Source organism: Streptomyces sp. NPDC006385 (assembly GCF_040612485.1).
Lineage (GTDB): Bacteria > Actinomycetota > Actinomycetes > Streptomycetales > Streptomycetaceae > Streptomyces.
In genome coordinates, this window is sequence record NZ_JBEXQG010000030.1 from 1 (window position 1) to 22,729 (window position 22,729).

The 22,729-nt window shown below is 71.7% G+C and carries 11 protein-coding genes; 10 read left to right on the forward strand and 1 reads right to left on the reverse strand.

The features are described from left to right. From ABZ078_RS22785 to ABZ078_RS22820, 8 genes are all read left to right on the forward strand, one after another. A partial coding sequence (locus tag ABZ078_RS22785) for a SidA/IucD/PvdA family monooxygenase (RefSeq protein ID WP_356577810.1) occupies positions 1 to 795 on the forward strand: 795 nt, incomplete at its 5' end. Between the two features lie 97 nt (positions 796 to 892). Next, complete coding sequence (locus tag ABZ078_RS22790) at positions 893 to 1,951, forward strand: iron ABC transporter permease (protein ID WP_356577812.1); 1,059 nt, start codon at positions 893 to 895, stop codon at positions 1,949 to 1,951. Further along, positions 1,948 to 3,051 carry an iron chelate uptake ABC transporter family permease subunit gene (locus ABZ078_RS22795; RefSeq protein WP_356577814.1) on the forward strand — a complete coding sequence of 368 codons (1,104 nt, stop codon included), beginning with the start codon at positions 1,948 to 1,950 and terminating at the stop codon, positions 3,049 to 3,051. Before ABZ078_RS22790 ends, ABZ078_RS22795 begins: the two co-directional genes overlap by 4 nt. A 38-nt stretch (positions 3,052 to 3,089) precedes the next feature. After that, the gene (locus ABZ078_RS22800; RefSeq protein ID WP_356577816.1) at positions 3,090 to 3,929 is read left to right on the forward strand and encodes an ABC transporter ATP-binding protein; all 840 of its coding nucleotides are present in this window, start codon (positions 3,090 to 3,092) and stop codon (positions 3,927 to 3,929) included. Positions 3,930 to 4,039: 110 nt separating this feature from the next. After that, positions 4,040 to 5,098 (forward strand): iron-siderophore ABC transporter substrate-binding protein, encoded by a 1,059-nt coding sequence (locus ABZ078_RS22805; RefSeq protein ID WP_356577818.1) that lies wholly within the window; start codon positions 4,040 to 4,042, stop codon positions 5,096 to 5,098. Between the two features lie 46 nt (positions 5,099 to 5,144). Continuing rightward, positions 5,145 to 6,932, forward strand: a complete 1,788-nt coding sequence (locus ABZ078_RS22810) for an ABC transporter ATP-binding protein (RefSeq protein ID WP_356577820.1) — start codon at positions 5,145 to 5,147, stop codon at positions 6,930 to 6,932. A 58-nt stretch (positions 6,933 to 6,990) separates the two neighbouring features. Then, positions 6,991 to 17,913, forward strand: coding sequence for an amino acid adenylation domain-containing protein (locus ABZ078_RS22815; RefSeq protein WP_356577822.1), 10,923 nt, complete (start codon positions 6,991 to 6,993; stop codon positions 17,911 to 17,913). Further along, positions 17,900 to 19,600: an ABC transporter ATP-binding protein gene (locus tag ABZ078_RS22820; protein WP_356577824.1), complete on the forward strand. Its 1,701-nt coding sequence runs from the start codon at positions 17,900 to 17,902 to the stop codon at positions 19,598 to 19,600. Before ABZ078_RS22815 ends, ABZ078_RS22820 begins: the two co-directional genes overlap by 14 nt. 47 nt (positions 19,601 to 19,647) lie before the next feature. Here the strand turns inward: ABZ078_RS22820 and ABZ078_RS22825 are convergent, their stop codons facing one another. Continuing rightward, positions 19,648 to 20,745: an alpha/beta hydrolase-fold protein gene (locus ABZ078_RS22825; protein ID WP_356577825.1), complete on the reverse strand. Its 1,098-nt coding sequence runs from the start codon at positions 20,743 to 20,745 to the stop codon at positions 19,648 to 19,650. A 153-nt stretch (positions 20,746 to 20,898) separates the two neighbouring features. Here ABZ078_RS22825 and ABZ078_RS22830 point away from each other — a divergent pair, with 153 nt between their 5' ends. Further along, positions 20,899 to 21,111: an MbtH family protein gene (locus ABZ078_RS22830; protein WP_356577827.1), complete on the forward strand. Its 213-nt coding sequence runs from the start codon at positions 20,899 to 20,901 to the stop codon at positions 21,109 to 21,111. Between the two features lie 15 nt (positions 21,112 to 21,126). Then, positions 21,127 to 22,704 carry an amidohydrolase gene (locus ABZ078_RS22835; RefSeq protein ID WP_356577828.1) on the forward strand — a complete coding sequence of 526 codons (1,578 nt, stop codon included), beginning with the start codon at positions 21,127 to 21,129 and terminating at the stop codon, positions 22,702 to 22,704. Positions 22,705 to 22,729 lie beyond the last annotated feature (25 nt).

The window sequence follows — 22,729 nt, forward strand, 5'->3', positions numbered from 1 at the left end:
CTGTGGCACAACTCCGACCTCCTGGCGAAGGTCGACGAGTTGACGGGCACCTCGCCCTCCCGGTTCGTCGTCGTGGGCGCCGGACAGAGCGCCGCCGAGAACGTCGCCTACCTCCACCGCCGTTTCCCGCAGGCCGAGATCTGCGCCGTCTTCTCCCGCTACGGCTACAGCCCCGCCGACGACAGCAGCTTCGCCAACCGGATCTTCGACCCCCAGGCCGTCGACGAGTACTTCGCCGCGCCCGAGAACGTCAAACGCCGGCTGATGGACTACCACGGCAACACCAACTACTCCGTGGTGGACATCGACCTGATCGACGACCTGTACCGGCAGATGTACCAGGAGAAGGTCCTCGGCACCGAGCGCCTGCGCTTCCTCAACGTCTCCCGGCTCACCGACGTCAAGGAGACCGAGGACAAGGTACGGGCCACGGTCACGTCCCTCGTGACCGGCGAGGAGACCCTGCTGGACGCCGATGTCGTGGTCTTCGCCACCGGCTACAGCCCCGCCGACCCCGTCGGTCTGCTCGGCGAGGTCGCGGACCGCTGTCTGCGTGACGACGAGGGCCGCGTCCGTGTCGAGCGCGACTACCGCATCGCCACGGACCCCGAACTGCGCTGCGGCATCTACCTGCAGGGCGGCACGGAGCACACGCACGGCATCACGTCGTCCCTGCTGTCCAACACGGCCATCAGGGTCGGCGAGATCCTGGACTCGCTCCTGGAACGGGGCCTGAAGTCCGCCTCCGACGAAGCCCGCAGGATCGCCGACGGAACCGGCAGCGCCGCCCGCTAGCCGTCCACCGGTTCAGCCGCACACCCGGCCACGCCCATCCGGTGGATCGCATCGGGCGGGCGTGGCGGCACTGATCAAAGGGATAACGTACGTCCACATGGGCACGACTGCAGTTGAGCGCCCCGCGTCCAAGACCACAACACCGGTCCGTCGGCGGCGGGTTGCGGGTTTGGGCATCCTGGTGGTGGTCCTCGTGGCCGCGGCGGCGGTGTCATTGGCCGTCGGCGCGCGCGCGTTGAGCCCCGCCGAGGTGTGGCACGGGTTGTTCGCGGCGCCGGAGTCCGACCAGCGGCTCACCGAGATCAGGCTCATCGTGGAGACGGTCCGGGTGCCCCGGACGGTGCTCGCGATCGTGGCGGGCATCGCCCTGGGCATCGGCGGAGCGCTGATCCAGGGGTACACGCGCAACCCCATCGCCGACACCGGTCTGCTGGGCGTGAACTCCGGTGCGTCGTTCGCCGTGGTGACGGTGATCGCCGTGTTCGGGCTCTCCAACCCGTTCCAGTACATCTGGTTCGCCTTCCTGGGGGCGGGGCTCGCCGGTGTGGTGGTGTTCGGGCTCGCGAGCATCGGGCGGGGCGCCGGCAACCCGCTGACGCTCGCCCTGGCCGGTCAAGGGGTCACGGTGTTCCTCGCGGCGATGACCACGGCGATCGCGCTGTCGGACCAGAAGTCGCTGAACGCGCTGCGGTTCTGGAACGCGGGATCGGTGGCCGGTGTCGGATTCGGCGTCATCTGGCCGGTGACCGCGTTCATCGTGGCCGGGCTGGTGCTCGCGCTCACCACCCTGCCCGCCGTCAACCTGCTCAACCTGGGTGACGACGTGGCGCGCGGGCTCGGCGTGAACATCGCGCTGACCCGGACCGTCGGCATCGCCGCCATCACCCTGCTGGCGGGCGCGGCGACGGCGGCGTGCGGCCCCATCGCGTTCCTCGGACTCATGGTGGCCCATGTGGCCCGCTATCTGACCGGGCCGGACTATCGCTGGCTGGTGCCGTACGCCGGTCTGCTCGGCGCCGTCATCCTGCTGGTCTGCGACATCGTGGGCCGGCTGGTGGTGCGGCCCGGTGAGTTGGACGCCGGTGTGCTCGTCGCCCTCCTCGGCGCGCCGTTCTTCGCGGTTCTGGTGTGGCGCGGAAAGTTCAAGAACGCATGAGCGGGGCGGATGTGAAGGCGAACGGGACGGGCGTGGAGCCGAACAGGGCGGACGCGGAGCCGTCGTTGACGCCGGGCGTACGGCTCGGCCGTGTCTCGTTCGTATGGCGGCCCTGGATCGTCCTGGTCACGGTGCTGCTGGCGGCGGCGACCTTCCTGGTCTTCTGCCTGTCCATCGGGGTCGGGGATTTCCCCATCGGTCTGCCCCAGGTCATCGCCACCATCCTCGGCCGGGGCGAGCAGGTGGACGAGTTCGTGATCATGGACCTGCGGATGCCGCGCGCGCTGGCCGGCGTGGTCGTGGGAGTCGCGCTCGGCGTGTCCGGGGCGATCACGCAGTCCATCGCCCGCAATCCACTGGCCAGTCCGGACATCCTGGGGATCACCGGCGGCGCCAGCGCGACCGCGGTCTTCCTGGTGACGGTGTCGGGCGGGACCGCCGCGGCGATCGTCGACTCCGTCGGACTGTCCGCGGCGGCGCTCGCGGGCGGCCTCGGTACGGGGTTGTTGGTCTACTTCCTGGCCTGGCGGCGCGGGGTCGAGGGCCTGCGGCTCATCCTCATCGGCATCTCGGTGAGCGCCGTGATGGAGGCGATCACGGCCTGGCTGCTGGTCACGGCCGACATCAGGGACGTGGCCCAGGCCCAGGCATGGCTGGTCGGCTCGCTGGACAACCGGGGGTGGGACGAGGTCCGGGTCGCGCTCTGGGGCACCCTCGCCCTCCTGGTCGTCGTGACCGGTGTGGCGTTCCAGTTCAAGCCGATGCACCTCGGTGACGACGTCGCCGCCGGACTGGGCGTCCGGTACTCGGCGGTGCGGGCGATCCTGCTCCTGTGTGCGGTGCTGCTGGCCGGCGTGGCGGTGAGCGCGGCGGGCCCCGTCGCGTTCGTCGCGCTGGTGGCGCCCCAGGTGGCGATGCGGCTGGCTCGGTGTCCGACGCCGCCGATGGTGGCCTCCGGCCTGGTGGGCGCGTTGCTGCTGATCGGCGCGGACCTGGTCGCGCGTACGGCCCTGCCCGTCAGTCTCCCGGTCGGCGTGGTCACCGCGGCGATCGGCGGCCCCTTCCTCGTCTATCTGCTGGTGCGGGCCAATCGCAGCTAGCTGGTACAGAAGTCGGCAAGCCTGAACAAGGGGGCCTTGTGGTCACTCAGTCCATCACCGGGGTCGAGTCCGCGGTCGACGACGCCTCACGGCTGGCAGCCAGGGGCGTCACGGTCGGGTACGGCGCTCGGACCGTCATCGACGATCTCGACGTGGCGATACCGCCGGGGGTGATCACCACGATCATCGGCCCCAACGGCTGCGGGAAGTCGACCCTGTTGCGGACCCTGTCGCGGCTGCTGAAGCCGGCCAAGGGGACGGTCGTGCTCGACGGCGACGACATCGCCAAGCTGAGGACCAGGGACGTGGCGAAGAAGCTCGGCCTGCTGCCGCAGGCGCCGGTCGCGCCGGAGGGGCTGACGGTGGCCGACCTGGTCGCCAGGGGCCGCCATCCGCACCAGAGTTGGCTGCGCCAGTGGTCCTCGGACGACGCCGACGTCGTCCACCGCGCGTTGGCCATGACCGGCGTGGCCGACCTGGCCGACCGGCCGGTCGACACGCTGTCCGGTGGACAGCGGCAGCGCGTCTGGATCTCGATGACCCTGGCCCAGGGCACCGACCTGCTGCTGCTGGACGAGCCGACCACCTACCTGGACCTCGCGCACGCGGTCGATGTGCTCGACCTCGTGAACGACCTGCACGAGTCGGGCTGCACCGTGGTCATGGTGCTGCACGACCTCAACCTGGCCACGCGCTACAGCGACAACCTCATCGTGATGCGGGGCGGGTCGATCCTCGCCCAGGGGCACCCGCGTGACGTGATCACGGCCGAGCTGCTGCACGAGGCGTTCGGGCTGCGCGCCAAGGTGATCGACGACCCGGTGGGTGACAGGCCGCTCATCGTGCCGATCGGTCGCACGCACGTTCAACTCGGCTAGTTCCCCATAAAGTTATAGATATTAGGCTAGGCTAACCTAATCGCGCTGCGATACGGTTTGCCTGCCCTCAGACGGGGCGCACACAGCGCGACAAGCAAGGGGATTTCCGGATGCTCCTCCACAGAACGACGCGTACGAAGCCCTGGCGGCGGGTGGCGGCGCTACTGTCCGCCGCGACGCTCGGCGTCGGCCTCCTCGCGGGGTGCGGCTCCGAATCGGACTCGACGGACAAGGCGAGCGGCACCGACTCGACCGCGGCGGCCGGCGCCTTCCCGGTCACCGTGGAGCACGCGTTCGGAACCACGAAGGTCGAGAAGGCCCCCGAGCGAGTCGTCTCCGTCGGCTACACCGACGACCAGACCATCCTCGCGTTCGGCATCAAGCCGGTCGGCATGGTCGACCAGTACCCGAACCCCGAGGGTCAGAGCCCCGACATCAACACCCAGTGGCCCTGGGTGAAGGACAAGTGGGGCGACACCAAGCCCGAGGTCATCATGAAGAACGGTGACTCCGGCCCCAACTACGAGAAGATCGCCGCCCTGCGCCCGGACCTGATCATCGCGGTCTACTCCGAGATCGACCAGGCCGCCTACGACAAGCTCTCCAAGATCGCGCCGACGGTGGGCCGCACCAAGGCCGAGAAGGAGCCGTTCAGCGCGCCGTGGCAGGACAACGCCCTGCACATCGCCAAGGCACTCGGCAAGGCCGAGGAGGGCGAGAAGATGGTCGAGGACATCCAGAGCAAGCTCGACACGGCCAAGAAGGACCACCCGCAGTTCGCGGACCAGACCGCCGTCGCGCTGTCCTGGTACGAGAACTCGGTGGCGCCGTTCACCTCCACCGACGTGCGCGGACGGCTGCTGTCGGGCATCGGCTTCAAGTACCAGACCGAGATCGACAAGGTCGCGGACGGCAGCTTCTACACCAAGCTCTCGCCCGAGCGCGTCGACCTGGTCGACGTCGACCACATCTTCGTCATCAACGACAAGGCCGACACCGAGGCGCTGAAGAAGTTCAAGCTGTTCGCCAACCTGGACGCCGTGAAGAAGGGGAACGTGTCCTACCTGCTCGACAGCGAGGGTCCGGCGGTCGGCGCGGCCATCTCCCAGGGCACCCTGCTGTCCATGCCGTACGCGATCGACCAGCTCGTCAAGTCGGCGGCCGGCTGAGAATGGCGATCACCATGTCCTGTCCCCGGCACGCCCAGGGTGCGGTGTGAGCGCGACCGACACCCGTGTGGCCCCGGCGACCCTGCGCACGGCGACCGGACGCGAGGCCACCCGATGGGTCGCGGCGCACTGCCGCGAGGTGCCCTGGCTGACGACCGCCACCGTGCTGACCACGGTGGCGGGGGCAGCCCTCCAGGTGCTCCCCGTGCTCCTGCTCGGCCGGGTGGTCGACGGCGTGGTCGAGGGCCAGTCGCGCTCGATCCTGGTCACCGTCGGGGCGTTGATGGGGGCCGCCGCGCTGCTCGGCGCGGCGGCCACCGCGGTGTCGACCTACCTGATCGGCCGACTGGGCGCCGACCTGCTCGCCCGGCTGCGCGAGGGCGCGGTCCGGGCGGTGCTGGGGATGCCCAGCGCACGGATCGAGCAGGTCGGCCGGGGAGACGTGCTGTCCAGGGTCGGTGACGACGTCGCCGTCATCTCCAAGGGCATCCGTACGGCCGTCCCCACGGTGTTCTCGGCGGGCGTCCTGGTCACCATCGCCACGGTCGGCATGTTCGGACTGGACTGGCGGCTCGGTCTCGCCGGCGCCGGCGCGCTGCCCGCGTACGCGCTGGCCCTGCGCTGGTATCTCCCGCGCTCCGCCCCGCTCTACCGCAAGCAGCGAGTGGCCCAGGCCGACCGTGCGCAGGCGCTGATCAGCGGTCTGAACGGGATCGACACCGTCCGGGCGTACCGCCTTGAGGACGCCTTCCGCGAGAAGGTCACCAGTGAGTCGTGGCGGGTGCGCAACCTCGGCATCGAGGTGTTCCGGTTCTTCGGGCGGTTCGTCGGCCGGGAGAACCGCGCCGAGTTCATCGGGCTGACCCTGATCCTCCTGGTGGGATACGCCCTGCTGGAGGCCGACGCCGCCAGCCTCGGCGAGGTGTCGGCGGCTCCGCTGCTGTTCCACCGGCTGTTCGTCCCGCTGGGCCTGATCATGTTCACTTTCGACGAGGCGCAGAAGTCGGGCGCCAGCCTGACCCGGCTGGTCGGCGTGCTCGGGGAGCCCGCGCAGGAGCGGCTGGTGGGTGACGCGGCCGTCGCGCCGGTGGACGCCTCGCCCCTGCCGGTGACGGTGCGGGGACTGACGTTCAGCTATCCCGGTACCGACAAGCCCGTCCTTCGCAACGTCGACCTGACGATCCCTGCGGGCGGTTCGCTCGCGCTGGTGGGAGCGACGGGCGCGGGCAAGACGACCCTGGCCGCGCTGATCGCGGGCATCGGCACCCCGCGGTCCGGGTCGGTGCGGATCGGGACGACCGACCTCGCCGGACTGGACGAGGCCGGGGCGCGGGCCCTGGTGAGCATCCTGACGCAGGAGACGCACGTGTTCTCCGGTCCGCTCGCCGACGATCTGCGCCTGTCCGCACCGGACGCGACCGACGCCGAACTGATGGGCGCGCTGCGCACGGTCGGCGCCGACGAATGGGTCGAGGCGTTCCCCGAGGGGCTGAACACCCTGGTCGGCGAGAGCGGTGAGCGCCTGGACGTCACCAAGGTCGCCCAGATCGCCCTGGCCCGGCTGGTGCTGGCCCGGTCGCCGGTGGTGGTGCTCGACGAGTCGACCGCCGAGGCGGGCAGCGAGGGCGCCGCGGAGCTGGAGCGGGCGGTGCTCGCCGCCTGCGCGGGCCGGACCACCTTGTTCGTGGCGCACCGGCTGACCCAGGCGATGGCGGCCGACCGGATCGCGGTGCTGGACGCCGGACGCGTCGTCGAGCAGGGCACCCACGAGGAGTTGGTGGCCCTGGACGGCCGGTACGCGCGGCTGTGGCAGGCATGGCGCGAGGGTAGTTAGGTGAGCCTAAGTCAGATGGGGCTTGCTTTCGTTTCCTTGAAAGGGTGCTGAGTCTTCGATGCTGGAACCGAGCGCTCGTCTCGTACGGCTGTCTCCCGCTCGCCTGGCCGGCGTACGCGGGCGAACCAGCGACTATTCCTACCGGACCATCACCGAAGCATGCGCCATCGGGCTGTCGTACTGGGCGACGGGCCGCGGGAGCGACGGCATCGACCTCGCCCCCGGCACTCTCTTCGCCGACGTCCTCGGATGGGTCGACAACGGCGGGGCCGCGCCCGGCGACTGGGAGGTCGGCGCGGACGGCCGGAGCATCACCGTGCCGGAGGGCGTCGATCCGGCCGACGCACAGCTGGCGCTCGACGACCTGGCCGACTTCCCGGACCGGCCCCTCGGCACCATCGGTCCGTTCAGCCTGGCCACGAGGCTCAAGGCGCTGGCCGAGTGGAACGACACCCATGCCGACCGGGTCCGCCCGAGCATCGTGGAGATGTTCCGCGAGCAGGCGCGGAGCAGGCCGGACGCCGTCGCCGTCGTCGACGAGCACCGTTCGCTGACGTATCGTCAGGCAGCCGAACTGTCCAGTCAGTTGGCCCATCACCTGATCGAACGCGGCCTCACCGCCGAACAGGTCGTCGGCATCTCGCTGGGCCGCTCCGCCGACATGGTGATCGGCCTGCTCGGCGTGCTCCAGGCGGGATGCGCGTTCGTGCCGCTCGATCCGCAGTGGCCCGCCGCGCGCCGGGCCGTCGTCATCGAGGACGCCCGGGTCGTGGTGCAGCTCAACGACTCGGGCGAACACGACCCGGCCGAACCGGAGGCCGTGGCCGTCGACCTGGGCGACTGGCGGTTCGGTTCCTACTCCACGGAGGGGACCCACGTCACCGTCCAGGGCGATGCCCTCGCCTACGTGATCTTCACGTCCGGCTCGACCGGGCGGCCCAAGGGCGCGATGATCCGGCACGAGGCGATCAGCGAGCGCCTGCTGTGGCAGGTGAACGAGATCCTGGGCTTCGGCCATGACGACGCGTCGCTGTTCAAGGCGCCGCTGTCCTTCGACATCTCCATCAACGAGATATTCCTGCCGCTGGTCTCCGGCGCCCGACTGGTGGTGCTGCGGCCCGGCGGCGAACGCGACCCCCACCACCTGCTGAGCGTGATCGCCGAGCAGCGCGTCACCTTCACCTACCTCGTGTCGTCCATGCTGGACGTGCTGCTGGAGATCGCCGGCGACTCCGGGCGGCTGGACAGCCTGCGGCACGTGTGGTGCGGCGGCGAGGTGCTCACCCCGGAGCTGTACGAGCGGTTCCGCACCAAGCTCGACATCCCCATGTACCACGGCTACGGCCCGGCCGAGACGACGATCGGCGTCTCGCACGTCATCTACCGGGGCGCGGCCGAACGCCTGTCGACGTCGATCGGCAAGGCCAACCCCAACACCCAGCTCTACGTCCTGGACGACGAACTGCGCCCGGTCCCGGTCGGGGTCGGCGGCGAACTCTACGTCGGCGGCTTCCTCCTGGGCCGCGGCTACGTCAACGCGCCCGGCCTGACCGCGTCCCGCTTCGTCGCGAACCCCTTCGCGAACGACGGCTCCCGGCTGTACCGCACCGGTGACCTCGCCCGGTTCGCCCCGGACGGCTCACTGGACTTCCTCGGCCGCGCCGACAACCAGATCAAGATCCGCGGCATGCGGCTGGAGATCGAGGACGTCGAGGTCGGTCTCGCCGAGCACCCCGGGGTACGGCACACCTGCGTCGTCGCCCGGAAGAACGCGGCCGGCGGCACCTACCTCGTCGGGTACGTCATCCCGGCGGCCGGCAGCGAGGACCTGCGGGCGGACGAGGTCAAGGCGTGGGCCGCCGCGCACATGGTGGAGTACATGGTGCCCGCTCACATCGTCGTCATGACGGAGTTCCCGCTCACCGCCAACGGCAAGCTCGACCGCAAGGCGCTGCCGGAACCCACGGTCACGACCGGCTCCCTCGTCCAGCCCACCACCGACGACGAGCGCGTGGTGTGCGCGGCGGTCGCGTCGGTGCTGAGGCTCGAAGAAGTCGGCGTCGACCAGGACTTCTTCCAGCTCGGCGGTGACAGCATCCTCGCCATCTCCCTGCTGAGCGCACTGCGCGACGCGGGGCTCTACGTCACGGCACGGCAGATCTTCACGCACAGCACCGTGGGCGCACTGGCGGCCGTCGCGAGCCGCGAGGACGTCTCCACCGCGGACCACCGCGACGTCGCGACCGGTTCCGTCGTGGGATCACCCATCGTGCAGTGGCTCGGCGAGACCACCGACGCCGTCGACGGCTTCGTCCAGTCGGTCGTCCTGAACACCCCGGCGGACCTCACCGCGGACGCTCTCGACGAGATCCTCTCCGCCGTCGTCCGGCACCACGCCATGCTGCGCGCCAGGCTGGTGCGCGGCGAGCGCTGGAGCTTCGACATCCCGGAGGCCGAGCACGCCGTCGTCGGATGGCAGGAGAGCGACGGTCCGCTCGACGCGTGCGTGGCGCTCGCCACCGACGCGCTGGACCCCGACCACGGCGTGATGCTGCGCGCCGTGTGGCGCCGCGCGGCACGGCAGCTGGTCCTGGTGGCCCACCACGTGGTCATCGACGGTGTGTCCTGGCGGGTCCTGATGGAGGACCTGGCCACCGCCTGGCGGCAGTTCGCCTCCGGCACACCGATCGAACTGCCTCCCGTGGGCACGTCGTTCAGGCGCTGGACACAGTTGCTGGAGCGCGCCGCGTTCGACGCGGACAGCTCCTACTACTGGCGTCCCCTGCCGGGAGACGACCAGCAGGTGGGCAGGCGCCCGCTGTCCGCGGCCGACACCGTCGCGAACGAGCGGCTGCGGACCGTCTCGGTCGGCCCCGAGGTGACGGCCGCGCTGCTGGGTGAGATCCCCGCGAAGTTCCACGCCGGCGTCAACGACGTCCTGCTGACCGGGCTCGCCGTCGCCCTCGCCCGGTGGCGCCGCGACCTCGGGCAGGACCAGACCTTCGCGCACATCGAACTGGAGGGCCACGGCCGCGAAGGACACTTCGTGGCGGGCTCCGCCGGTTTCGAGCCCCAACTGTCCCGGACGGTCGGCTGGTTCACCACCCTGTTCCCGGTGACCGTCGACCCCGGCGCGGCAACCGACTTCACCGCGCCCGAGTACCTGACCGCCGCGCTCAAGGCGGTCAAGGAGGACCTCGCCCGGGTGCCGGACAACGGCGTCTCCTACGGGGCGCTGCGCCACCTCACCCACACCGAGTTCGACGCGTCGGCACCGCAGGTGCTGTTCAACTACCTGGGCCGCTTCGACGCGGGCTCGTCCGGCGACTGGCAACTCGCCCGCACCACGGGCCAGTTGGGCGAGAAGCGCGACCCGCGGATGCGCCTGCCGCGTCCCCTGGAGTTCAACGCGATCGCCGAACCGGCCGCGAGCGGCGACTATGAGCTGGTCACCACCATCTCCTGGCCCGACGGGATGTTCACCGACGAGGACATCACGACCCTCGGCGGGTACTTCCGGACGGCCCTGGCCGGGCTGGCCGCGCTCGACCCCCAGGGCGGCCACACACCCAGCGACTTCGGGCTCGTAGCGCTCACCCAGGCCGACGTCGACGCCCTGGACGGCCCGGCGCTGCGGGACGTCCTGCCGCTGACCCCGTTGCAGGAGGGCCTGTACTTCCACTCCGTCTTCGACGACGACTCGGCCGGCGCCTACGTCGAGCAGCAACTGCTCACCCTCGACGGCGAGGTGGACGCCGACCGGCTCGCGGCGGCGGCCACCCGGCTGCTCGCGCTCTACCCGAACCTCGCGGCACGGTTCGTGGCCCTCGCCGACGGTCGTGTGGTCTGCGTACTGGAGAGCGGTGTGCGGGCGCCCTTCACCACGCTGGACCGCCCCGGCATCACCGACGACGAGATACGCGCGTACGCCGAGCAGGACCGCCGCGCCGGCTTCGACCTGGCCACCGGCCCGCTGATGCGGTACACCCTCGTCCGCGGCGGCCCCGGCCGCAACGTCCTCGTGCAGACCGTGCACCACATCATCGCCGACGGCTGGTCGGTGCCGCCGATGCTCCGCGCGCTGCTGGCCGAGTACCACGCGCCGGGAACCGTGTACCCGATCGGTGGGTTCTCCGACTACGTCGGCTGGCTCGCCGGACGCGACGCCGACGAGAGCGACCGCGTATGGCGTGACCAGCTCGCCGAGCTGCCCGGCCCCTCCCTGGTCGCCGAGGGGCACACCCCCTCCGACCGGTTCGCCGACACCGCAGTGGAGCCGGGCGACGACATCGACGCCGCCGCGCGATCGGCCGGGGTGCCGCTGAGCGTGGCCGTGCACAGCGCCTGGGCGGTGACGCTGGGCGGCATCCTGCACGGCACGGACGTGGTGTTCGGCTCCACTGTGTCCGGGCGTGACGCCGATGTGCCCGGCATCGCGGACATGGTGGGTCTGTTCATCAACACCATTCCCGTACGGGCCCGTTGGACCGCCACCACCACGGCCCAGGACCTGCTCGCCTCGGTGCGGGAACACCAGAGCGCGGTGCTGCCGCACCAGCACGTCTCACTGTCGAGGATCGGCCGTCAGGCCGATGCCGGGTCCCTGTTCGACACCCTGGTGGTGTTCGACGTCGCGACCGATGTGGAGAGCCTGCGGCGGCCCGGCGACACCCTGGTCATCACCGACCTCGTGAACGAGGGCGCCCCGCACTACCCGTTGACCCTGGTGGTGGAGCGCGCCCTCGACGGTCGTCCGCGCTTCAACCTGATCTACGACGGCGCGCTGCTGCGGGAGGCGAGCGCCCGGGCGATCCTGCGCACGTTCGCCTCGACCCTCACCGCCCTGCTCACCCGGCCGGACGCCCTGGTCGACGAGCTGGCGGCCGAGCGCGACCGGCGTCCCGAGCGGATCGCCCCGACGACCCTGAGCGGACTCTTCGACGCCGCCGCGCACCGCGACGCGGCGGCCACCGCCGTCACCCAGTGCGGTCTGGACGGCCGCACCCGGTCCCTGACGTACGGCGAACTGGCGGCCGCGAAGGACGAGTTGGCCGCCATCCTGCGCGCGTCCGGTGTCGGACCGGGCAAGCGGGTGGCCGTCGCCGTCCCGCGCTCCGTCGAACAGGTCGTCGCCCTGGTCGCGATCGTCAGCGCGGGCGGCGCCTACGTGCCGCTGGACCTGGCGTACCCGGACGAACGGCTGGAGTACATCCTGACCGACGCCGCCCCGCAGGTCGTCCTCGTGGACCGCGAGCAGCGCGACCGCTTCACGCAGCTGCTGGCCCGGGCGGGGGTGCCGGCCCGCGTACTCGTACAGGGCGAGGAGCCGCCGCCCGTCGCCGACGAGGCCGGCCCGGGGGCGAGCTGGCACGATCCCGCGTACGTGATCTACACGTCCGGGTCGACCGGCCGGCCGAAGGGCGTCGTCGTCCCGCACTCCAGCGTGGTGACCCTGCTCGCCCGCACTCAGCCCGACATGGACTTCGGCCCGCGGGACGTGTGGGTGCAGTTCCACTCCTTCTCCTTCGACTTCGCGGTCTGGGAGCTGTGGGGCGCGCTGGCGTACGGCGGTGAGCTGCTGGTGCCGGAGTACGGGCTGACACGCTCCCCGGTCGACTTCCACCGGCTGGTGCGCGAGCGCGGGGTGACCGTGCTCAACCAGACCCCGTCGGCGTTCTACCAGTTCGCCGAGGCCGACCGGCTCGCCGACGAGCCGCTGCCCGCCCTGCGCCGGATCATCTTCGGCGGCGAGGCGCTGGACCTCGGGCGGCTGCGGGGCTGGGTCGAGCGGCACGGCACCGCGTCGCCCGAGCTGGTCAACATGTACGGCATCACCGAGACCACCGTCCACGTCACCCACCGGGTGCTGACCGACGCCGACTTCGCCTCCGGCGGCGACGTCAGCCCGATCGGCGGTCCCATACCCGGCCTGGTCACCTACCTCCTCGACGACCGGCTCCGGCCGGTGCCGCCGGGCCGGGTCGGCGCCATCTACGTCGCCGGCGACCAGGTGTCGCTCGGCTACCTGGGCAGGCCCGCGCTCACCGCGAGCCGGTTCGTCGCGAACCCCTTCGCGGGTGACGGCTCCCGCATGTACCACACGGGCGACCTCGCCCGCCGCACCCTCGACGGCGAGCTGGAGTTCGTCGGCCGCGCCGACGACCAGGTGCAACTCAAGGGATTCCGCATCGAGTCGGGCGAGGTGGAGACCGCGATCCGGGAACTCGACGGGGTGGTCGACGCCGCCGTGACGGTGGCCGACAGCGGTGATCACCTGGTCGCGCACGTCGTGGGCCGGGTGCCCGCCGACCTCGCCGGCCTGCTGTCCGCCAAGCTGCCTGTGCACATGGTGCCGGGCCGGGTGCTGCCCGTCGACGCGCTGCCCCTGACGGTCAACGGCAAGCTGGACCGCAAGGCGCTGATCGAGCGGGCCGCACGGGACGAGACCCCGGTGGCCGGGAGCGACTCCGGCGCCGGTGACTCCGCACTCGCCGCCCTGGTCGGCATCTTCGCCGAGACGCTGCCCGGCTCCGAAGTGGACGGCGACACCGACTTCTTCAGGGCCGGCGGTGACAGCATCGTCGCCATCACCGTGGTCAACCGGGCCAGGGCGCTCGGTCTGACGATCGCACCCCGGGACGTGTTCCTGCTGCGGACCCCGCGCGCACTCGCCGAGCACATGGAGACGCGAGCACCGCGGCCCGCGGCGACGTCGGCGCCGGCCGCCCGCCGCGAGGACGGCCCGCTGACCCCCACGCCGATCATCCTGCGCCAGCGGGAACTGGGCGGCTCGCTCGCCCGGTTCGCCCAGGCCAGGACGCTGGTGGCGCCCGAGGGCACCGGGTTCACCGACGCCGAGCGCGCCGCGAACGCCGTCGTGGCCGCGCACCCGGCCCTCCGGCTGCGGCTGCGCGTCGAGCACGGCGTGTGGGCGCTGAGCACCGAACCCGCCCGCGCGATCACGGTCGTACGGCCGGACCCGACCACCGACGCGACGACCGCCGCGAACGAGGACGCCGGACGGCTCGACCCCGAGTCCGGGGACGTCATCGCCTTCTCGTGGCTGGAGGCGAGCCGGACCCTGGTGGTCACCGTGCACCACCTCGCCGTCGACTCGGTGTCCTGGCTGGTCCTGCTGGACGACCTGACCACCGCCCTGCGCGGGGCGCCCCTGGCGGCCCCCACCACGTCCTACGCCGAATACGCCGAAGCCCTGGCCCTCCACTGCGGCCACGCGATCGACGACCTCGGACACTGGCTGACCACCCTCCAGGCGCCCGCGCTGCTGCCCGCGGTCGACGGGCTGCGGGAGACCACGGTCGTCCTCCCGCCCGAAGCGAGCGACCGCGTGACCCGCACCGCCCCCGCCGCACTCGGCGTCGGTCTCACGGAACTGCTGTGCGGCGCCCTGCGCACCGCGCTGACACGGATCCAGCCCACACCCACCGATCTCGCGATAGAGCTGGAGCGGCACGGCCGCGTCCCGGTGCTGGAGCACCACGACTACACCCGCACCGTCGGCTGGTTCACCGCCATCGCCCCCGTACGGCTCACCGCGCACACCGACCCCGTGGCCGCGGCACGCGAAGTCGCCGAACGCCAGCCGGACGAGCGCGCGCACGTCGCCTACGGCGGGTTGAGGTACCTCAACCCGCAGACGGCCCCGCTGCTGACCGCTCGTCCGCAGGTGCTGTTCAACTACCTCGGCCGGGGCAGCGAGGCCCAGGCGGTGCACCTCACCGGCGGTGACCAGCGCAGCCCGTACGCCGTCGAGGTCAACGCCTGGCTCGACGAGGCCACCGGAAGCCTGCACGCGCGGTTCACCCTCGCCGAAGGCGTCCCCGACGCGATCACCGGGCACTGGCGCAGCGCGCTGGAGCGCATCGCGGAGGACTCCGTCCTGGCCGAACGCACCGCACCGGTCACTCCGCTCCAGCGGGGCCTGTACTTCCAGGCCCAGATGGCCGGTTCGGCCGGACACTACGTCGCGCAGAGCTGGTTCACCTTCGACCGGCGGCTGGACACCGACGCGCTGGCCGAGGCGATGGCGTACGTGATCGCGCGCCACCCGGTCGTGGGCGCCGGCTTCAGCACCGACGCCGACGGCAACCCGGTCCAGGTCCTCAAGGCCGGCCGACGGGTCGACGTCCGCACGGTCGAGCTGTCGACGGACGCCGAGGTCGACGCCCTGCGCGCCCGGGACCGCGACACCGGGTTCGACCCGGGTGAGCCACCGCTGATCCGGCTGACCGTGGTGCGTCTGCCCGACGACCGCGACGGCCTGCTGCTGAGCTACCACCTGCTGCTGTGGGACGGCTGGTCCCGCGAGATCGTGCTGCGGGAGCTGTTCGACGCCTACCGGGCACGCGTCGCGGGCGAACCGCTCGACCCCGTCCCCGCCACCCCGAGCTTCGAGGACCACGCCCGGACGCTCGCCGCCAGGGACGCGGCCGTATCGGAACGCTTCTGGGCGGAGCACCTGGCCGGCCTTCCCGGTCCGACGCTGCTCGCCGGTCCGGCGCCGGTCCTCTCCGACGACCTTCCGCGCGCTGTCGTGCACACGCTGTCCGCCGAGCAGTCGGACCTGCTCAGGGAAGCGGCCAAAGTGCACGGCGTCACTCTGAACTCGGTGCTGACCGGCGCGTTCGGCCTTCTCCTGGGCGCCCACACGGGCCGTAGCGACGCCGTGTTCGGCGTGACCGTCTCCGGCCGGGACGGCGAGGGCCTGTCCGACATCGTCGGCGTGCTGCTCAACACCGTGCCCATGTGGACACGGGCACGACCGGACGACACCGTCCGGGAGTACCTGGCGGCCGTGCAGGCGGCCCGGGTCGAGGCGATGGAGCACGAGCACCTCGGGCTCGGCGAGATCCAGCGGGCCACTGGGCACGACGCCCTGTTCGACAACCTGTTCGTGCTCCAGAACTTCCTGGACCTGGACGCGTTCGCGGAGATGAACGCCCGGCACGGCATCACGTCGGTGAAGGCCGACGACTCCACCCACTATCCGTTCACGTGGGTCGTCACGCCCGGCGACCGGCTCACGGTCAAGCTGGAGTACCGCGACGAGGACACGGCGGGGGCTCGTCGCCTCCTCGACGACTACCTGCGCGTGCTCGAAGACCTCGCTCGGGCGACCGGGCCGGTGGGCGCGCTGCGGGGGTTGGGTCCGCAGCCCTCGCGGGGGGAGCGTACGGACGTCGGCACGGACACCGTCGTCGACCGGTTCGACCAGGCGGCGGACCGTGCCCCGGAGCGGGTCGCGCTCGTCGCGCACGGCTCGACCATGACCTTCGCCGAACTGCGGGACCGCAGCCGCGCGGTGGCGGGGGTGCTCGCCCGGCGCGGCATCGGTCCCGAGACGAACGTGGGTCTCGCGATCCCGCGCTCCCTCGACTCGATCGTGGCGCTGTTCGCCGTCCTGCGCGTCGGCGCCGCGTACGTGCCGCTGGAGCTGGACCATCCGGACGAGCGGATCGCCGCGATCGTCGAGGACGCCCGCCCCGACGTGATCCTCACCGTGAGCGCGGTCTCGCCGCGGCTGACCGCGCTGTCCGGTGACCTGATCGAGCTGGACCGCCCGCTGCCCGAGGCCGAGCCGTATCCGACGTTCGCGCCGGACGACCCGGACCGCCTGCGGCACCCCGCGTACACGATCTACACCTCCGGATCGACCGGGAAGCCCAAGGGCGTGGTGACCGAGTACGCCGGTCTCACCAACATGCTGATCAACCATCAGCGCCGGATCTTCGAGCCGGTGCTGGCGGAGCACGGCCACCGGGTCTTCCGGATCGCGCACACCGTGTCCTTCGCGTTCGACATGTCGTGGGAGGAGCTGCTGTGGCTGGCGGACGGGCATGAAGTGCACATCTGCGACGAGGAGCTGCGCCGCGACGCGCCCCGCCTGGTCGAGTACTGCCTGGAGCACGGGATCGACGTCGTCAACGTGACCCCGACCTACGCGCAGCAACTGGTGGCCGAGGGACTGCTCGACAACCCCGAACGGCGGCCGGCGCTGGTGCTGCTGGGCGGCGAGGCCGTCACCCCCACCCTGTGGCAGCGGCTCGCCGAGACCGAGGGCACGGTCGGCTACAACCTCTACGGGCCCACCGAGTACACCATCAACACCCTCGGCGTCGGCACCTTCGAGTGCGAGGACCCGGTCGTGGGCGTGGCGATCGACAACACGGACGTGTACGTGCTCGACCCGTGGCTGCGGCCGCTGCCGGACGGCGTCCCCGGTGAGCTGTACGTGTCCGGCATCGGCATCGCGCGCGGCTATCTCGGGCAGCCCGCCCAGACCGCGCACCGGTTCGTGGCGTGCCCGTTCGGTGAACCCGGCGAGCGCATGTACCGCACCGGCGACCTGGTCGTCCGGCGCCCCGACGGCAACCTGATGTACCTCGGCCGCACCGACCAGCAGGTCAAGATCCGGGGCCACCGGGTCGAACTCGGCGAGGTCGAGGCCGCGTTCGCGGCGCACCCGGCCGTACGGTTCGTCGCCGCCGTCGCCCAGCCCGACCCGCAGGTCGACGGGGCGTACCGGCTGGCCGCCTACCTCGTGCTGGACGGCGCCGACCTGGCGGCGGTCGCCGGCGAAGTCGGCGCCGGGCTGCCGGACTTCCTGCGCCCGACGCACTACGCCCAGGTCGACAGCATCCCGCTCACGGTGAACGGGAAGGCTGACACCAAGGCGCTGCCGGAGGCCAAGCCGCTGGGCGCGCTGACCACGGTGGGGGAGCGCGGACCCGCGACCGAGACCGAGACCGTGGTGTGCGAGTTCTTCGCCGAGGCACTGGACCTGGACGACGACGAGGTGAGCGCGGTGAGCGACTTCGTGTCCCTCGGAGGACACTCCATGCTGGCGGTACGGCTGATCGGGCTGCTCCGCCGCGAGTACGGTCCCGTGATCAGCATCCGAGACCTGTTCACCCTGCGCACCCCGGAAGCGATTGCCCGCCACCTCGATGACAACTCCTGACACGCAGCGGCCCCGCACGGGGTCCGACATCCTGCGCACCGCACTGCGCCGCAACATCGGCGCCATGGCCGGCGGCACCCTCCTCATGGGCCTGTACCAGGCGGGGGAGACCGCCTTCCCGATCGCGCTCGGCATGATCGTCGAGCACACGATGCGGGACCGGAGCCCGGGCGCCCTCGGTCTGTCGATCGCCGCCCTGGCCGTGATCATCACGACCGTGTCGCTGTCCTGGCGGTTCGGCATGCGCACCCTGCAGAAGGCCAACACGACCGAGGCGCACCGCTGGCGGGTGAAGGTCGCGGCCTGCGGCCTGCAGCCGGTCGCCCGGGACGTCGACCTGAAGTCCGGCGAGGTGCTGACCATCGCCACCGAGGACGCCGACCAGACCGCCGACATCATCGAGGTGGTGCCGCTGCTGATCAGCTCGCTGGTCGCGGTGCTGGTCGCGGCGATCGCGCTGGGCCTGGCCGACCTCCGGCTCGGTCTGCTGGTGATCGTGGGCACCGTCGCGATCCTGTCGATCCTGAGCGTGATGTCCAAGCGCATCGGCGCCAGTACGCAGGAACAGCAGGCCCGGGTGGCGCGGGCCGGCGCGAAGGTCGCCGACCTGATCATCGGGCTGCGCCCGCTGCACGGCTTCGGCGGCAACCACGCCGCCTTCCGGTCCTATCGGGCGGTCAGCACGGAGGCGAAGCATCAGGCGATCACGGTCGCCAAGGTCAACGGCGTGTACGCGGGCACCGCCCTCGCTCTCAACGCCGTCCTCGCCGCGGCGGTGACCCTGACGGCCGGCTGGCTGGCGTTCAACGGCCGGATCACCATCGGGGAGCTCGTCATGGCCGTCGGACTCGCGCAGTTCATCATCGAGCCGCTCAAGCTGTTCTCCGAGATGCCCAAGTACGTGATGATCGCGCGTGCCTCGGCCCAGCGCATGGCGCTGGTGCTGTCCGCTCCGCCGGTGATGACGCCGGGGTCGCAACGCCCCGCCGCGGGCGGAGACCTGGAGATCGACTGCGTCCGGCACGGCACCCTGCGCGACGTGAAGTTCCATGTGGCCGCGGGCGAGTTCGTGGCGATCGCCGCCTACCAGCCGCGCGCGGCGGCCGACCTCGCGGCGATCCTGGCCGTGCACGTCCCGCCCGACACCTACGAGGGACAGGTGCGGATCGGCGGGCAGCCGCTCGCCGACCTGTCGATCGAGGCGGTCCGCGAACACATGCTGGTGAACCCGTACGACGGGGAGATCTTCGCGGGCACCCTCCGCTCGAACATCGACCCGTCGGGCACCAGCAGGACGGTGCCCGAGGCCGTGGAGGCGTCCATGCTGACCGACGTCGTCGCCCTGCACCCCGAGGGACTCGACTACGGCGTCCGGGACCGGGGCGCGAACCTCTCCGGAGGCCAGCGCCAACGGCTGTCCCTGGCCCGCGCGTTGGCCGCCGACACCGACGTCCTGGTCCTGCACGACCCGACGACCGCCGTGGACGCGGTGACCGAACAGCTCGTCGCGCGCAACGTGGCGAAGCTGCGCCGGGGCCGCACCACCCTGGTGATCACCAGCAGCCCGGCCCTCCTGGACGCCGCCGACCGGGTCCTCGTCCTGAACGACGGCGTCATCACGGCCGAGGACACCCATCGCAATCTCCTCGCCACCGACGAGGACTACTGCCTGGCGGTGGCGCGCTGATCCGGGGGAACGGTTCCGGCAACGCGCCCGCGCAGCCCCAAAACCGCCTACCCGAGGGCCCAGGCGACGTCCCTGAGCAGGGCCTGCCGCCAGCCCGCCCGGTCGTGACCGGACGCCGACCGCGAGACCCGTACGGTCGCACCGGCCTGTTCGGCCAGCGTCTCGGTCAGCTCGCAATGGGGCAGCATCCGCGTCTCGTGCTCCCCGACGTCGAACGCGACCCGCAGACCGGACAGGTCGGGCCGCCCCCGCAGGCGCGCGGCCAGGGCGCCGCCCACCGGGCCGCCCAACGGGTCGGCCGACCCGATCGCCTCGGGCGTCCACCAGAACGACCCGGACTGGCAGGCGACGCGGGACACCAGGTCCGGGAACTCCAGGGCGGCGTACATCGCGCTCAGCCCGCCGAGGCTCTGCCCGGCGACCACCAGCCGGTCCGGGTCGGCGGGGACATCGGATTCGCCCACCAGCGGCAGCAGTTCGTCCCGGATCGCCTCCCACAACTCGGGCCGGCAGGCGAACTCGGCCTCCCTGTCCTTGGCCGGGAGGAAGACAAGGGTGACTGCGGGCATCTCGCCACCGGCGACGGCCGAGTCGAACGCGGTCATGGCCGGGTGCAGATACAGCCAGTCGTCCCCGTCGAGCAGCAGGACCACCGGTCCGCCACCGCCCGCCGGATGGACCCGCACGGTGCGCCGCCCGCCGAGGCGTGCACTGGCCCAGCGGATCCGGGTGCGGGGGACGGGCAGGACGTCGGCCGCGCCGACGAGGGGCCAGTGCGGCTGGGCCGGGGCGTCCGGTGTCGCGGCGATGGACCGCTCCCCGCCCGCACCGGCAGGGTTGAACGGGTCGGCGTACGCCGCGTCGCCCACGAGGAACTGGTACGTCACCCGCAGCCGTGCGGGCATGCGCACCTGGGCGTACCAGCAGTCGGTGTCGGCCCACCGGCGCAGCGGCACCGGCTCCGACCAGCTCTCGAAGCCGATGCTCGCGGCGGAGCCGCGCCACAGGAACAGGGTCAGCCAACCGCCGTCGTCGGCCGGCGTCGACGCGGGTGCCCCCGCCGCGGCCCAGAACTCGTCCGTGCCGGGTGCACCGGGCAGGCCGAACTCGGCGAAGGGGGCCTCCGTGTCGGCCGCACGGCTCATGAACGTCTCCTTGTGAGAAGAAGGGGGAAAAGCTAAGCTCAAGTGATTAGGCAAGGCTAACCTAATCACGCCTGTCCGCATCCTGATCCACCTCATGATCCGTTCTTTCGGCGCGGCTGTCACCGGCCCGCCGGACCTGAGGAGGCACCGAACGTGAGCACCAACCCCTTCGACGACAACGAAGGCCGTTTCCTGGTCCTGGTCAACGACGAGGGCCAGCACTCCCTGTGGCCGTCCTTCGCCGACGTGCCCGGAGGGTGGACGATCGTGTGCGACGAGAACACCCGGGAGGCGTGCCTGGACTACATCGAGTCCCACTGGACCGATCTGCGCCCCCGGTCCCTCGCGGCGTCCCAGGACGCCTGACCCGGACCCGCGTCGATGCTCTGCGCCAGACTGACGAACGCGCGCTTCCTGACCATGGATCCGGACCACCCCGTCGCCCACGACCTGGGCATCTGGCGGGGCCGGATCGTCGGCCTGGACGAGGGCGTGACCTCCCTGCCCGCCCGCGAGGTGATCGACCTGCAGGGCGCCACGGTGCTGCCCGGCTTCATCGACGCCCATGTGCACCTGCCCTGGACCGGGTTCAAGCAGAACACGCCCAGCATCGCGGGCCGCACACGTGTGGACGACGTGCTCGCGGTGGTGGAGCAGGCCGTCACCCGGAAGAACTCGCCCGGCGCATGGGTGAGCATCGCCGGCTACGACCAGCGGGCCCTGGGACGCCATCTGACGGCCGCGGAACTGGACAAGGTCAGCCACGGGCACAAGGTGTTCGTGCTGCACGACTCCGGGCACGGCTGCGTCGTCAACACCGCCGTCCTCGATCTGCTCCCCGCCGACGTGCCGCACGAGGGGGGTTTCCTCGCCGAGGGCGCCATGGGCGCCGCCCGCGCGCTGCGGTTGCCGTACTCCCAGGAGGAGTTGGCCGACGCGATCGGGCGTGCCGCCCGCACCTGCCTGTCCGAGGGCGTGACGGCCTGCGCCGAGGCGGGCATCGGCGGCACCCTCTTCGGCCACAGCCCGGTCGAACTGGGCGCCTACCAACTCGCCCGGGAGAAGGGCCTGTTGCCGCTGCGGGTGCAGCTCATGGTGTCCGCGGACCGGCTGCGCCCGGTCGCCGCGCACCGGGCCGACGGCATCCCCAAGGCGCTGGACCTCGGACTGCGGACCGGTTTCGGTGACGACTGGCTCTCGGTCGGCGCGCTGAAGATCTACACCGACGGCGGCATGATGGCCCGTACCGCCGCGCTGAGCGGTCCGTACGAAGGGCTGGACCACGCGGGCCAGTTGCAGGACGACCCCGAGGCCCTGGCCGAGACGATCGTGGACGGTCACCTCGCCGGGTGGCAGCTCGCCGTCCACGCCATCGGCGACCGCGCGGCCGACGTGGCCCTCGACGCCCTGGAACGAGCCCAACGCCTGCGCCCCCGGCCCGAGGCACGCCACCGCGTCGAGCACGCCGGCCTGATCCGCCCGGACCAGCTCCCGCGCTTCGCGCGGCTGGGCGTGAGCGCGGTCGTCCAGCCCAACTTCCTGCGGTACTTCGGCGACGACTACGCGGCGATCATGGGCGAGGAGCGGGCGCCGTGGCTGTACCGGGGGAGGGGCTTCCTCGATCACGGCATCACCCTGGTCGGCAGCTCCGACCGGCCGGTCGCGGACGGATCCCCGCTGCGGGCCATCCAGTTCATGGTCGAGCGCGCCTCCGCCTCCGGCGGGGTGATCGGCCCGGAGGAAGGCATCACCGTCGACGAGGCCCTGCGCGCCTACACCGTCGCCGGCGCCTTCGCCTGCCACTGGGAGGACACAGCGGGCAGCCTCACCCCGGGCAAGCGCGCCGACCTGGTCGTGCTCGGTGACGACCCGCGCCGGGTCGACCCCTCCCGCATCGGCGACATCGAGGTGGTGGCGACGTACGTCGACGGGCGCGAGAGCGAGAAGCGGGAGCCATGACGGGGCTCGTCCCGCCTGTGATGAG

Coding starts and splice junctions, on each gene's coding strand:
- ABZ078_RS22820 (WP_356577824.1), top strand. CDS start 17,900: ATGACAACTCCTGACACGCAGCGGCCCCGCACGGGGTCCGACATCCTG.
- ABZ078_RS22825 (WP_356577825.1), bottom strand. CDS start 20,745: ATGAGCCGTGCGGCCGACACGGAGGCCCCCTTCGCCGAGTTCGGCCTG.
- ABZ078_RS22815 (WP_356577822.1), top strand. CDS start 6,991: ATGCTGGAACCGAGCGCTCGTCTCGTACGGCTGTCTCCCGCTCGCCTG.
- ABZ078_RS22805 (WP_356577818.1), top strand. CDS start 4,040: ATGCTCCTCCACAGAACGACGCGTACGAAGCCCTGGCGGCGGGTGGCG.
- ABZ078_RS22835 (WP_356577828.1), top strand. CDS start 21,127: ATGCTCTGCGCCAGACTGACGAACGCGCGCTTCCTGACCATGGATCCG.
- ABZ078_RS22790 (WP_356577812.1), top strand. CDS start 893: ATGGGCACGACTGCAGTTGAGCGCCCCGCGTCCAAGACCACAACACCG.
- ABZ078_RS22795 (WP_356577814.1), top strand. CDS start 1,948: ATGAGCGGGGCGGATGTGAAGGCGAACGGGACGGGCGTGGAGCCGAAC.